At 57.8% G+C, this 12,498-nt stretch carries 10 protein-coding genes and 1 pseudogene; 7 read left to right on the forward strand and 4 right to left on the reverse strand.

Features of this window, described 5'->3' with window-relative positions; all coding sequences use genetic code 11:
• Positions 1 to 295: 295 nt before the first annotated feature.
• A complete protein-coding gene (locus tag QEN71_RS40795; protein ID WP_201662660.1) occupies positions 296 to 1,312 on the forward strand; it encodes an IS110 family RNA-guided transposase in 1,017 nt (338 codons plus the stop codon).
• Between the two features lie 337 nt (positions 1,313 to 1,649).
• Here the strand turns inward: QEN71_RS40795 and QEN71_RS40800 are convergent.
• The 3 genes and pseudogenes from QEN71_RS40800 to QEN71_RS40810 form a co-directional block, all read right to left on the reverse strand.
• Positions 1,650 to 2,131: pseudogene (locus QEN71_RS40800) on the reverse strand (transposase); the annotation flags it as partial.
• 845 nt (positions 2,132 to 2,976) lie between these two features.
• Positions 2,977 to 3,939 (reverse strand): nucleotidyl transferase AbiEii/AbiGii toxin family protein, encoded by a 963-nt coding sequence (locus QEN71_RS40805; RefSeq protein WP_201662657.1) that lies wholly within the window; start codon positions 3,937 to 3,939, stop codon positions 2,977 to 2,979.
• The gene (locus QEN71_RS40810; RefSeq protein WP_201662654.1) at positions 3,936 to 4,673 is read right to left on the reverse strand and encodes a type IV toxin-antitoxin system AbiEi family antitoxin domain-containing protein; all 738 of its coding nucleotides are present in this window, start codon (positions 4,671 to 4,673) and stop codon (positions 3,936 to 3,938) included. The genes QEN71_RS40805 and QEN71_RS40810 overlap by 4 nt, the downstream gene beginning before the upstream one ends.
• 202 nt (positions 4,674 to 4,875) lie before the next feature.
• Between QEN71_RS40810 and QEN71_RS40815 the strand changes: the two genes are divergently transcribed.
• The 3 genes from QEN71_RS40815 to QEN71_RS40825 all read left to right on the forward strand — a co-directional run bounded on the left by QEN71_RS40815 (position 4,876) and on the right by QEN71_RS40825 (position 7,726).
• Positions 4,876 to 5,019 carry a hypothetical protein gene (locus QEN71_RS40815; RefSeq protein ID WP_201662651.1) on the forward strand — a complete coding sequence of 48 codons (144 nt, stop codon included), beginning with the start codon at positions 4,876 to 4,878 and terminating at the stop codon, positions 5,017 to 5,019.
• Positions 5,020 to 6,003: 984 nt separating this feature from the next.
• The gene (locus QEN71_RS40820; protein ID WP_201662648.1) at positions 6,004 to 6,234 is read left to right on the forward strand and encodes a hypothetical protein; all 231 of its coding nucleotides are present in this window, start codon (positions 6,004 to 6,006) and stop codon (positions 6,232 to 6,234) included.
• 652 nt (positions 6,235 to 6,886) lie between these two features.
• A complete protein-coding gene (locus QEN71_RS40825; protein ID WP_201662645.1) occupies positions 6,887 to 7,726 on the forward strand; it encodes a hypothetical protein in 840 nt (279 codons plus the stop codon).
• Here the strand turns inward: QEN71_RS40825 and QEN71_RS40830 are convergent.
• A complete protein-coding gene (locus tag QEN71_RS40830; RefSeq protein WP_201662642.1) occupies positions 7,723 to 8,373 on the reverse strand; it encodes a hypothetical protein in 651 nt (216 codons plus the stop codon). The genes QEN71_RS40825 and QEN71_RS40830 overlap by 4 nt on opposite strands.
• Before the next feature lie 163 nt (positions 8,374 to 8,536).
• Between QEN71_RS40830 and QEN71_RS40835 the strand changes: the two genes are divergently transcribed.
• From QEN71_RS40835 to istB, 3 genes are all read left to right on the forward strand, one after another.
• Positions 8,537 to 9,556 (forward strand): IS110 family RNA-guided transposase, encoded by a 1,020-nt coding sequence (locus QEN71_RS40835; protein ID WP_290468307.1) that lies wholly within the window; start codon positions 8,537 to 8,539, stop codon positions 9,554 to 9,556.
• 422 nt (positions 9,557 to 9,978) lie between these two features.
• Positions 9,979 to 11,472: an IS21 family transposase gene (gene istA, locus QEN71_RS40840; RefSeq protein ID WP_201661626.1), complete on the forward strand. Its 1,494-nt coding sequence runs from the start codon at positions 9,979 to 9,981 to the stop codon at positions 11,470 to 11,472.
• Complete coding sequence (gene istB, locus QEN71_RS40845) at positions 11,469 to 12,302, forward strand: IS21-like element helper ATPase IstB (RefSeq protein ID WP_201661624.1); 834 nt, start codon at positions 11,469 to 11,471, stop codon at positions 12,300 to 12,302. The genes istA and istB overlap by 4 nt, the downstream gene beginning before the upstream one ends.
• The last annotated feature ends 196 nt before the right edge of the window (positions 12,303 to 12,498 follow it).

Here is a 12,498-nt window from a genome sequence, read left to right on the forward strand (position 1 = left end):
GCGCTTGTAGATCCTGATATATCCGGCGGCTGCATCAAGAAGCCAGGAGGCCGATGAGGGACAAGCGCGCAAACTTCCATGATGGCTCGTGCCGATGGCCGGCACACAAAAAGCCGAATGTACGGACGCAGTCGAGACCTTCAAAATGCACACCGATCTTGCTCATAGGCGGGAGTCCATGTACGGATATAGTGGAATGGCCTCGTCCCACCTCCGATGCGTGAACGCAAACGATCGCCATCAGAGGGTATGGCAGTATGAGCACTCCCTGATCCACGTATGAGCGGAGGCCGTCATGAGCGTCTCGTTGCTGAGCATCGATCTGGCAAAAAACATCTTCCAGTTGTACGGCGTCGACGAGCGAGGCCACCCAGTGTTGAGCCGACGAGTCAGCCGCAGCAAGCTCCTCGAAGTAGTCGTTGCTCTGCCCTGTTGCCGGATCGTGATGGAAGCTTGTGGTGGGGCGCACTACTGGGCTCGCCGCTTCTCGGCGATGGGGCATCACGTGCAGATCATCGCTCCGCGATTCGTCAAGCCGTTCGTAAAATCCCAGAAGAATGACCGCAACGATGCGGAGGCGATCGTCGAAGCTGCGTCCCGCCCGACCATGCGCTACGTCGCAGTCAACAGCGTTGAGCAGCAAGATATCCAGTCCATGCATCGCGTCCGCAGTCTGTTGATGCGAGACCGCATCGCACAAATCAATCAGATTCGAGGCCTGCTGGCTGAATACGGTGTGGTCATTGCCCAAACACCTCTAAAAATAAGGACGCAACTCCCCGCGATTATCGACGACGAATGCAACGAGCTGACAGGGTTGACTCGGTCAATGATGCGAGATATGTACGAGAGACTCGTCCTGCTGGATAAGCAGATCGCCCGGTACGATGAGTTGATTCATCACGTGCACAGGGCATCGCCTGCAAGCCAGCGCCTGGAAAAGATTCGTGGGGTCGGGCCGATGATCGCAACCGCCGTCATCGCCGCTGCGGGAAGCGCCTCCGAGTTCTCAAATGGTCGGCAGTTCGCGGCGTGGCGGGGTTTGACGCCACGCCAGCACTCCTCAGGCGGCAAGGATCGTCTGTTCGGTATCACCAAGCGCGGGAACGGCTACCTGCGAATGCTGCTAGTACACGGTGCGAGATCCGTGGTACAGCAGGCGATAAAGCATACGGATACGCTGTCTCGATGGATACTTGAGGTGCAGGCGAGACGGGGAACAAACATCGCGGTCGTAGCGCTTGCCAACAAGATTGCCAGGACGATCTGGGTATTGCTCGCACGCGGTGTAGAGTACGTATCGCCGATATGAGCGGAGTGTCGGTCGGATAGTAGCAGTGGTTTTACCTCTTCACTGGTTGCACAAGTAATCTGATTCAATGGCTAACAGGTCGGACCGTCGGTGACAAAACCTGCGCAGTCTTAGGGCTCTCAAAGCCGTGGATATAAGTAGGAGTCGCCGGGCGAAATCCATTGGGGCCGGGCACACGCGTGCCACAGAAAGGCCGAATGTATATATGCAATCCAGTACCTGCTCGCCGTAGAACAGATTGTTTGGCAAACGGGACGAGGCCATGTATAAGTCTGCAGCCTGACCTCTACACCGTCACACTCAACATCACCTGGCAAACCGGGAGGCGTCCATATAAGCTCTTGTGTCCCGCCCACGCCTGGATCAGCGTGCCGTCTACGCTGAAGTGCTCGCCCGAGAGCAGATCCTTCTTCTGAGCGATGGCCACCACTTCGTTGAAGAATTCGATCACGGCATCGTGATTGATCAACCGCTCGCGGTTCTTCGTGAAGACCGTGGGCACCCACACCAAGTCATCCATTGCCAGGCCGATGAACCAACGAAACAGGAGGTTGTATTGCACCTGCTCCATGAATTGCCGCTCCGAGCGGATGCTGTAGAAAACCTAGATTAGCATCGCCCACAGCAACTTCTCGGGCGCGATGCTTGGGCGCCCACCCTGATGTCGGCTTCGTACATTCCGGCAAACAGCCCATCCATCTTCGCAAGTGCTTCGTTCGCCATGACGGGAATCGAACGCACGGGATCCGACGCGGGAACGAACTCATCAAGCTTGCGAAACGAGAACAGACTCTCCGTGAAGGTGTCGGCGCCGCGCATGATTTCCAGAGGGCAAGTAAGGTCTTTTTATCAACGCTTCAGGCGCGCTGCGCGATGACGGGCGCCGTCGGTATTTCAGCAACCTGTTAAGCATCACCAATTTGCGGCTTAAGAGATCGGCAGGCTCATGAGACGGACCCTTGTAATGCGGTACCCAACCCGCGCATATCAGAGTGATCCACCGTCGAAATTGCTGCCACGTCGCCCCCAGGAAACTGACCGAATTACATATGTGAGAAGTAATCTTTGAGGGGTTGCTTTCACGGAAGTCATATCAGATAACTATTCTTCCTTTAACAAGGATTGACATAAAGCGAATTAGCAACATTTCATTAGTTATACTAACGACGTGAATAGAATGGATAGTTGCGCACCGATAAACCAGTTGTAACGCGCAATTATTCTTGCAGCGGCATCACGAACACTCGACAAGCTCATGTGCCCCGTAGCCAATGTTCCCTCTGCTGCGACGAAGGCGGGCCAATCCTTATGAGCAACCACTTCGCTCAATCGTGCTGACGAAATGAGTTCGTCCCACGTTTTGCGCAGCAAGGCTGCAATCCACCACGGCACTTTATTCGTCAGATCCCGGATGAACGCAGGTACTCATCGATTTGATAACGTTCGCGAGGGTCCGAATCGTAACTGCTGATTCTGACGGGCAACTTCCCTGCATTGGACGACAGGTGAGATCCGTTGTCACCGATCATCGCGAATTTCTCCGCCAGTCGGTCAGCGGCACCCGCGAGAACGGTTCCGTTGGACACCTCACAAACGTGCAGACGCCCCTGAATGCCTCTTGGATCAAGAGCAACTGGATTTCGGCATCGGTCATGGTCGGCCCTTCATTGCGGCGCCTGCGCCCCGTCGATCTCGTCGAATTTTTGACGCAGCAAGGTCTCCTGTTCAGCGAACCTGTCTGCGCTCTTCTTCTTTAGTTTTTCGAGGTTTTGGATCTTCCACCGAATCGCGGGGAGCTCGCTCAGATGTCCATATGGCAACAGTGCCCAGTTTGGCTCCAATCTAACGAATGAAAAAAGAAATTCGCGATGCTCTGCGGTGAGCGCCGCAGGTAGCTCACGATGTAGCTGATCTTGCGTCGCCTCCAGCGTCTTCACGTCGACCGCTTCAATGGTCAAACCGACAAATTCCTTCTCGTGCGCATCGTCTATAGGGTGCTTCGGAGCGAACAGGACTTCGTGAATAGGCCTGTTATGCCCTGCAAGGTAGCAGACGAACGCATCGAGAATATCGCTGCGCAGTCCGAGCGATGGCGTCGAGTACATATGGAGCACGTCATACAGGTCGCGCGGGTGCTGACGATCGAGCGCCGCAACCAGCTTGCTGCCGTAAAGCTCGGCTTCATGCAGCGTTGGTACGGTTATGCTGGTGTTGAACATATCTTCTGCCGCCTTGACGAGCGGACGGCTTACGGGCTCGAGCAAGGTTCCCCTGAACACATAGTTCACTTCGACCTTGACAGATGTTTGCCCGGAGATCACGGTCAGTTTCACCTCGTCGCCTTTTGCCTTGCCGGAGGCGCTCGTCGTGGAGAATTTGACAGCATGCCCTTCCGCCTCGATCTGCGCACGGGCACGGTTAAGTTCACTGCTGATCGCCGCGATTGCGTCGTCGCGGGCGAGTTGTCGGTCGATCATGACCACGTCAATGTCGACTGAGAGCCGAGGCATGGCCTGCACGAAAAGATTCAATGCCGTCCCACCTTTCATGGCAAACAGCGGCGTGTCGAAGATGATGGGAGCGATGCCCAGCATCAACCGAACGGTGTCTACGTAAATGTCGTTCATCGCGGTTTCAGTGTCAGTCGTTTGCCGTCTTTGGTTTTGTGCGTCCACCGTTTCCCGTGACCAAGACGATCGACGTGCTTTTGAACATCTTGCGCCCAAGAAAATCCCGCCTCAGCGCCGAGATCGCGAACAAGCCTGACCACCTTCACTCGTGTGCAGTGACTCAAGAACTTGTCGAGCACCTGTGGGCGGATATTGCGCAGGCCCACCATCAGGTTGTTCGCCTCTTCCAAGGTTTGACCTTTCCCAACATCGCTGGCGAGTTCAAGCAGTGCTCGCTCCGGGATCGAGACCAGGACGGCGGGGTCGCCCGCTGGCAATGGTTTAAGACCTTCGTTGTAGACAAAATCGTCGTCAAACAACGTAGTGGTCTGGTACGAGTAGAGTAGATGCTCGCCCACCCAGTCAGGAAAGGCATAGGGCTTCTCTCCCCACAAAACGACGCGTTCGCGGAACGCGATGTTATGGCGGACGCCCTGCCACGAGAGCGCAGTCTTACCTGCGACGTGCATACCGGGCACACGACGGCTCAGGAAGGCGATCGTGCCGTCTCGCGTTGGAACATCACCGGTCATGAGATACGCGCCTCTCGAGAGGTGTTGGAGCCAGCCCGACTTGACCAGATCGTGTGCGAGCGCAGCGCTGACACCCATGTCCCGTAGCATTTCGGAATCCAATGGGCGGCCGCGTTGGGTCTCTTGCAATAGGCGCTGGATGCTGGTTCTGGCACTCATTTTCGATGCATAGTTTGTGGGAAAAAGTTCTGGTGTTTGCTTGATTATCTGCCAATATTCTATGCGCCTGCAACTGGCCGCGAATTGATATGCCCCAAATAATTAAGCTTGTATCGCATAGTTTATTTGCCGTAAATCAAGCAAATCGGGCACTTTCACAGATGAAATTATGCAGGGACGCACGTGTCCGCTGCCAGCACGAATGTTTGGCATCGTTTCGGCGCTGGTCCACATCGAAGACTTTGAAGTCGCGCCTGCGATCATCGCCCGGCCGGCTCTGGATGCCCTTTGGAACGCGATTGGAATTGACCACAGTCAGACGAATTTCGGCGGCTCGCTGCCATGAGCGGGTTGCACGGCCGGCGAAAAATCGCCGACCAGCATATGAGCGTGCGGGACGCGCCCGACAAGCTGACGATATGGTGTTGGCGACCGTGAGCATCCGCGTAGGTGCTATCCGTTGGTGCCTCCCGCATCGAAGTCTCGCCGGCCTCGGGCATGCGGTATGCATGACGCGTTTCGTCTGCACACGCGTTCGAGCAGGAGGACGGCATGCGTGAGTCTTGCGAGCCGTATCGTGGATACGCGATTGAGGTGCATGTAAGCGTCAGCCACGCAATCTCATTCAGTGGCGTCCAACGTCGCTATACCGTCTCATGGGCGATTTACTCCGCGGACGATGCTGTTGCGCCGGTCGCGAGCTTCCCGGAGCGAGTCGACTTCGTTTCTCATGACGGAGCGTTCACTTACGGGGAAAAGCGAGCCCGGGCTTTTATCGACTGCACACTGGCGTGTAATTCAGCCTGATGTCTCGCCGCCACAATGCGCGCTATCGCCGCATGGCCTTCGAAGTTATCTGCATCCGTGACAATGATCTGGTGTGCGGAAACAGAGCCGTTATGGAGCGTTGGGTCAATCCCCTCACCGGAGGAAGACACGACTGAAAAATCAATAGACCGCCGACGATGATGCTCACGTCGTCTGCCGCAATAGCCGGCTTGCCCGTAGAGATTGAGCTTCCAGGCGGATTGGATATCTTCATCGTTTTACGAACCCGCCCATAGGCAACCCGTATAAACCTCTGTGGCAGCTGTGTCGCGTTGCCAGCCATACCGTTATGTTGGCGCCCATGCTGACGCTCTGCACCGGACCCGCTTTCATTCCGGTTCCGCATGGCGTCACGGCCCCAAAGCCGACGTGCCCGATCGTCGGTCGTCGCATACACCCGCCGTTCCATGAGCATCATCGATATTCGACCTTTACGCGTCGACGCCCGCGAAAAGAAATGGCCTACAATCGCGACGTAGGCACCACCCGACGGGAGGCGTATATGTACTTCGTTCACCACGGCGTCGCCATCCAGCCATCCGTATCAAGAGCCGGCAACACGTTTGTGGCCCGGGTTTCCATCCTCGAAGAGGATGGCGAGACGACTTCCCTTGGTGACCTGGGACAATTTGCCAACCGCGAATCGGCCTTCGCATTTGCTGTGCGTTGCGGCACCGCGTTCGCAGATGCCGAGCCGCTGCCCAAACCGCCCTGCACTGTCCGGCATCGCTGACCGCCCTGCGCGGTGATCAAGGTGGACCGTCTCGCCCGCGATCTGCCGCCCGGTTCCGGCAGAAACCGCATTCCGTTGCAAAATGGGCTCTCCGGTCGACGTGAATGTTCGCGGATCCACGCGGCAGCATGGATACACCACAGGATGGAAGACCCGGCCCACAGCGCTGCAGGTGTTGCTGGCTATCTAACCAAACACCACCGGCAGCTAACCCGACGCTGGTTGCGTGCAGTAAGTCAACAGATGCGCATCCGTGCCGTCACCCGGGACGCGACAGCACGACTCATCAATCAGCTGCCCCAGCTTTTTGACGAACTCTGTGCGTTGTGCAGGGAAACGGTATTAGCTGGACTAGCGCACGGTTAGCTGGACTCGATAGCGCGGAATTGCCAGGACTGACCGGACAGGCTGCCAACAAAACCGGCTGGACGCGTCTCGAAATTGCGCGGGTGACAGGAGCGGATGACAGGTGTTGTTTGACGATGGCCTTCCGGCGCGGGCTCTATCATCGTCATCGCCACACGCGCTGAATATGCGCGGTCGTTCCGCTTAGGCATCTTTACCTTAGGGCGGATTCATTTTCAGATGGGGCCGCCGTATAAAATCTGAAAAAATTGTCAGGCGAGAACAACGAGGCGGCAAGGAGATCGATTTGTCTAATCTACTGGTGCAGTTCAGCCCTTGGGGCGCAGGCCGCGACACAGTCCCGGTTGGTCGATTGTTCGAATACACCAACGAGGACATCGCCGCATCCTTTCGCGACGGCGATCGGATTGCGTTGGACCGGCTTATCCGCCTGCCGTGCGTTTTCATGGAGGAAGGCAATGGCGATCAGCTGGCTCGGGTTGGAACGATTACGCATGCTCGGCTTGCCGGACGGGAAATTGCCATCGAATACACCTTCGACATGGATATCCCGCCCCTCCTGAACAGCGCGATTTTCGCGAACAGGATCGATTTCGATATGCCTCATGATTTCGAGTTTTCTCGGAGTCATTGGGCCGTGAAGGACGTGGACCTTTACAGGGTCCTTATCCGAAATACTCAGTCGCGTCGGCAGCGCCCTACCGTGTTCAATATCACAGAGCATGAACGTATCGAACCAAGGTTGCTTTCGGCCATGATGCCGTTCGATGCGCCCTTCACGCCTGTTTATGAAACCCTTCGACAGACCGCCGAAAACGTCGGCCTTCGTTGCCGCCGCGCCGACGATATTTGGGAAAATCCCGCGATCATTCAAGATATCGTCTCCCTGATCGACCGTTCGCGCGTCGTCATCTGCGATTGCACAAACCGCAACCCGAACGTTTTCTATGAGATCGGCGTAGCACATACCTTGGGCCGCGAAGTTATTCTCATCACGCAGAACGCCAACGACATACCATTCGATCTCCGACACCTTCGCTATGTGACGTACCTGAATAATGCAGAGGGCCGCCAAGTCCTAGCTCAAACGCTTGAGCGACGCCTGGAAGCCATCATTGAGGGCTAGTATGCGCTCCACGGCATCGAGGACGCGCCATTGGTCTGCTGATCATGCTCTTCCAGCAAAAAGGTGAGATAGCTGCGCGCGAGGTTGCAGTACAGACGCGCCTCGTGCGGCTGGATCGCGATGCCCTCTTTGAGATCGGTTCCGTGGTGGACCCCGCCTCCCGTCGGCGATGAAAGGTAGCCGTGCAAGGTCGTCATCCAGGTCAGAATATTTTCCTGCGCCTTGCCCCGCTCCCGCTTTTTCATCTCGTTAATGAACGGCCCGAAATACTTCCCCTGAATCGTCTCTGTGTCCTCGCCCATGCCCCGAAAGGCTGTCGTGATCGATTCCAGAAGGAAAAGAATTTCTTGGACCGCGCGCCGGCCCTGACCCACATCGAGCAGCCGTTCAGATTCCGCCAGGCATTCGTCGATAAGCGCGCGGGCCTGTTCATCCAGCGAGGGCGCCTGACGCGGAACGGTGATCGGCATGTAGGCGCGCGTTGCGATTAAATCAGGCAGTCGAATTTCATAGCCCGCATCATGGTCCGCCAGGATGGCGTTGATAATTTGGACGTCTGGCACGCCCAAGCCGGACTGTTCGAGATCTTCGCAGCAATTCCAAAAAGCCTCGATAAACACAGGCGCATTTCCAGCCGAGATATCCATGAACCGAGATAAGTCGCTCCACGCTGGGCGGCGACAAATGGAATGAACGCCCCCACCTACCAGGTGGGTGACGCCGAAGAGGCGGACCCTCACGGGCCGACGGCATCAAAGTGCCCAAATGGAAGATCATTGAGGTCTTCACAGGCTAACCGGAGGGTCCGAAATGAAGTATACGACGGTCGGGGTGGACATCGCGAAGAACGTCTTCCAGCTTCACTGGGTGGATGCCGGCACGGGCGAGATTGTGAACAAGCAACTGAAGCGCGCCGCATTCCTCGAGCATTTTGCGAATCGCGAGCCTTGCCTCATCGGAATGGAGGCCTGCGGCGGTGCCCAGCATTGGGCACGACGATTGATGGAGATGGGCCATCAGGTCAAGCTGATGCCGGCGAAGTTCGTCAAGGCTTTCAATATCGGCAACAAGAACGATCCTGCAGATGCTCGTGCGATCTGGATGGCCACGCAGATGCCGAGCAAGCCCGTCGCTGTCAAGACCGAAGCCCAGCAGGCTGTATTGGCGCTGCATCGGTTGCGGCAACAAAAGATCAAGTTCCGCACGATGCAGATGAACAGTCTGCGAGGCTTGCTAACAGAGTACGGTGAGGTGATGGCCAAGAGTCGCGCCGCGCTGGATAAAGCGATTCCCGGGGTGCTGGCGAGGCTGGCCGAGCGTCTACCGGCGATGCTGATCGACTCGTTACGCGAACTTTGGAATGACCTTGATCGACTCGACAAACAGATCGCTGACATTGAGCGAAGTTTGCACACATGGATGAAAGAGGACAAGGCATGCAAGGCGATTGCCGCGATCCCCGGCGTTGGCCTGCTGACGGCGACGGCCACTGTCGCCACGATGGGTGACGCCAAGGCGTTCAGGTCCGGACGGGAGTTTGCCGCGTGGCTCGGTCTCGTACCAAAGCAGATCGGCACTGGCGGGAAGATCCAGCTATTGGGTATCAGCCGGCGCGCCGACACGTATGTACGGACGTTACTGATCCACGGAGCACGCAGCGTGCTCTTCCATGGCAAGCACGCCGGGTCGTGGGCTGAGCAGTTGCAGAAACGGCGACCATCCAACGTGGTGACTGTAGCACTTGCCAACAAGATGGCCCGAACAATCTGGGCGGTTCTCGCACATGGCACGCCATACAACCAGGGGCACGTCAGTGCACAACCGGCTTGATCAGTTGAACCGTATGGAAGATTGAAGCTTGCAGGATGACGTCGAAAGGTTGCGTTGGCAATCGAGCGTGATGACAAGACAGGTCGGACCTGAACTCGCTAAGCCTGAAAGATAATTTGAGCGCGTAGCTCGTGCGACAAATGAGGAGCGAGTCAGCGGATTTCATCGAGGCCCGCAGCGTATGAGGCTGCAATGAGGCCGCATATAAAGCTGCAACCTATCCTGTCGATGCAAAGCGCAAGAAAACCTGGCGCATCGGGGGCGTTCATATAAATTAGCTTGGCCGGTCGTTGACGTTTGTTTTGGCCGGTGGTGAGGAGTCGGAGGCGGCGTAGCCGCTGGAGACGACGAACCACCGGCGGCGCTGCGTCGGCGGGGCAATAGGATGGCTGATCGATTCTTAAAGAAGAAGCGGTCAGCACATGTCTGGAACCCGCATCACCGACCAACAGGTTCGCCTCTACATGAATAAGCGCAAACATCATTCGCAGGAACTTGCGGCTGCCAAAGCAGGAATAAGCGTTCGCAGCGCACGCCGCATCGAGCGTGACGCGACATTGCCATCCCAGAAGCCGCGGCGCTCCTGGCGTACGCGTCCCGATCCATTCGTCGATGTCTGGGACAGCGAAGTCGTGCCGTTGCTGCGTAACGTCCCCCACCTGATGGGCATTACGGTCCTGCGCAAGCTGCAGGAGGATCACCCGGATCGGTATCCCGACAGCATGCGTCGTACGCTGGAACGACGCATTTCTCAATGGCGGGCGCTCGAAGGTCCTAGCCAGGAGATCTTCTTCCCGCAGGAGCATCAGCCCGGCGTGCGCGGGCTGTCGGACTTTACCGACATGAGCAAGCTTTGCGTGACGATCGGCGGCGCACCGTTCAAGCACCTGCTGTATCACTTCGTGCTCGCGTTCTCTCGTTGGGAGTATGCATGCATGGTCGACGGCGGCGAGAGTTTCGAGGCCCTCGCAACCGGCTTGCAGAACGCGTTGTGGCAGGCAGGAGGTTGTCCGCGTGAGCACCGCACCGACAGCCTGTCGGCCGCCTTCAAGAACCTTAGCGAGAAGGACGACTTCACGGCCCGATACAAGGCGCTGCTCGATCACTACGAGATGCAGGGTACGCGCAATAATCGCGGTCTGGCTCACGAGAACGGGAGTGTCGAATCCTCGCACCGATATCTGAAGGATGCGGTCGATCAAGCGCTGATGCTGCGGGGCCATCGAGACTTCGTTGATCGTGCCGCCTACGATGAATTCATCCGCGAGCAGGTGATGCGTCGAAACCGCCGCAACGCCGCCGCGTTCCGTATCGAGCGCCAACAGCTTCAGGATCTGCCGGATTACCGTACCACCGACTTCGTCGAGGAGGAAGCGCCTGTGACCCGCTGCAGCACGTTCACGGTACGCGGCATCCTCTACAGTGCGCCGTCGCGCCTGATTGGTCACCGGCTGAAGGTGCGCGTCTACGGCGACAGGCTCGACTGTTACCTGTCCGGCGTGCTGGTGCACAGCACCGCCCGGGGCAGCCGTGCGAACGACAACCGTTACGCGCTTGATTACCGCCACTTCATTGGCTCCCTGAAGCGCAAGCCGCAGGCGTTCAAGGGGCTCGCGTTTCGTGACGCACTGTTCCCGCGCGAGGCCTACCGCCGGACCTGGGAGCAACTCGATGCCCGCCTGTCGCAACGCGAAGCATGCAAGACGATGGTTGGCCTGCTTGAACTGGCCGGCCTGCAGGGTGTCGAGGCCATACTGGCGGCACAGCTTGACGCGTTGCTGGACGCCGGCGAACTGCCCGATCTCAAGGCGCTGCGTGAGCAGTACGCACCCCGTGAAGCCTCGTGCCCCGAGGTGGTGGTCCAGATGCCGCCCGTTGCAGTCTATGACGCGCTGCTCGAGGAGATGGCAGCATGAACGCGCCCGCACATGATGGTGGCCGCCTGGCCCTGATGCTCAACGAGCTGCGCCTGCCAACGATCGGCAGGTTGTGGCCCGAGTTCGCCGAGCGTTCGGACAAGGAGGGCTGGCCGGCCACGCGACTGCTTGGTGCACTGCTTGAGCACGAGCTGGCCGAGCGCGCCAAGCGACGTATCGAGCGGCACCGGACCGAGTCGCAGATGGACCCGACCAAGACGCTTGCGAGCTTCGACTTTAGCGCAGTGCCAATGGTCTCGAAGGCCCATATCACGGCACTGGCCACCGGCGAGTCGTGGCTGGAGAAAGGCGCCACGGTCCTTCTGTTTGGGCCACCCGGGGTCGGGAAAAGCCATCTGGGTTCAGCCATCGGGCACGCCCTGATCGACGCCGGATACCGCGTACTGTTCACACGCACCAGCGAGCTCGTCCAGAAGCTTCAGGCAGCCCGCCAGAGCCTGCAGTTGCCTTCAGCGCTGGCCAGGTTGGACCGCTTCGATTTGATCATCCTGGACGACCTGTCGTACGCGCGCAAGGACCAGGCCGAGACCAGCGTCCTGTTCGAGCTGATTGCCGAGAGGTACGAGCGCAAAAGTCTCCTGATAACGGCCAACCAACCGTTCTCGGGCTGGAATGCCGTGTTCCCTGACCCCGGCATGACGGTCGCCGCCATCGACCGGCTTGTGCATCACTCGACGATCTTCGAGCTCAACGTCGAAAGCTATCGCCGCCGCAAGGCCGGCGACAAACAGAATGCACGGCGGCGTCAATTAAACGATGACAACCCGTTTAGCACCCAGTTGCCGGAAGACGGCAACGTTACGCAGTAGCGGTGAGCGTCAACTACGCCATTACGCAACGACAACTACGAAGGAGGAACGCTAAATATGACCTGATACCCAATGACAACCACCCCGTTGACCGGCCAAAATAGTTGTCGCTGACCGGCCACGCTGCTTGACGCTCTCTACTCCACGCCCAGTCCAGGCTGCTGCTTCGACCAGCCCCGCCGAAGCGGCTTTTGCA

The organism is Paraburkholderia sabiae (assembly GCF_030412785.1).
Classification (GTDB): Bacteria; Pseudomonadota; Gammaproteobacteria; order Burkholderiales; family Burkholderiaceae; genus Paraburkholderia; species Paraburkholderia sabiae.

What these genes read in the sequence shown, in the direction of transcription:
- QEN71_RS40830 (WP_201662642.1), bottom strand. Translation starts at nt 8,373, where the DNA reads ATGGATATCTCGGCTGGAAATGCGCCTGTGTTTATCGAGGCTTTTTGG.
- QEN71_RS40820 (WP_201662648.1), top strand. Translation starts at nt 6,004, where the DNA reads ATGTACTTCGTTCACCACGGCGTCGCCATCCAGCCATCCGTATCAAGA.
- QEN71_RS40835 (WP_290468307.1), top strand. Translation starts at nt 8,537, where the DNA reads ATGAAGTATACGACGGTCGGGGTGGACATCGCGAAGAACGTCTTCCAG.
- QEN71_RS40810 (WP_201662654.1), bottom strand. Translation starts at nt 4,673, where the DNA reads ATGAGTGCCAGAACCAGCATCCAGCGCCTATTGCAAGAGACCCAACGC.
- QEN71_RS40795 (WP_201662660.1), top strand. Translation starts at nt 296, where the DNA reads ATGAGCGTCTCGTTGCTGAGCATCGATCTGGCAAAAAACATCTTCCAG.
- istB (WP_201661624.1), top strand. Translation starts at nt 11,469, where the DNA reads ATGAACGCGCCCGCACATGATGGTGGCCGCCTGGCCCTGATGCTCAAC.
- QEN71_RS40815 (WP_201662651.1), top strand. Translation starts at nt 4,876, where the DNA reads ATGTTTGGCATCGTTTCGGCGCTGGTCCACATCGAAGACTTTGAAGTC.
- istA (WP_201661626.1), top strand. Translation starts at nt 9,979, where the DNA reads ATGTCTGGAACCCGCATCACCGACCAACAGGTTCGCCTCTACATGAAT.
- QEN71_RS40805 (WP_201662657.1), bottom strand. Translation starts at nt 3,939, where the DNA reads ATGAACGACATTTACGTAGACACCGTTCGGTTGATGCTGGGCATCGCT.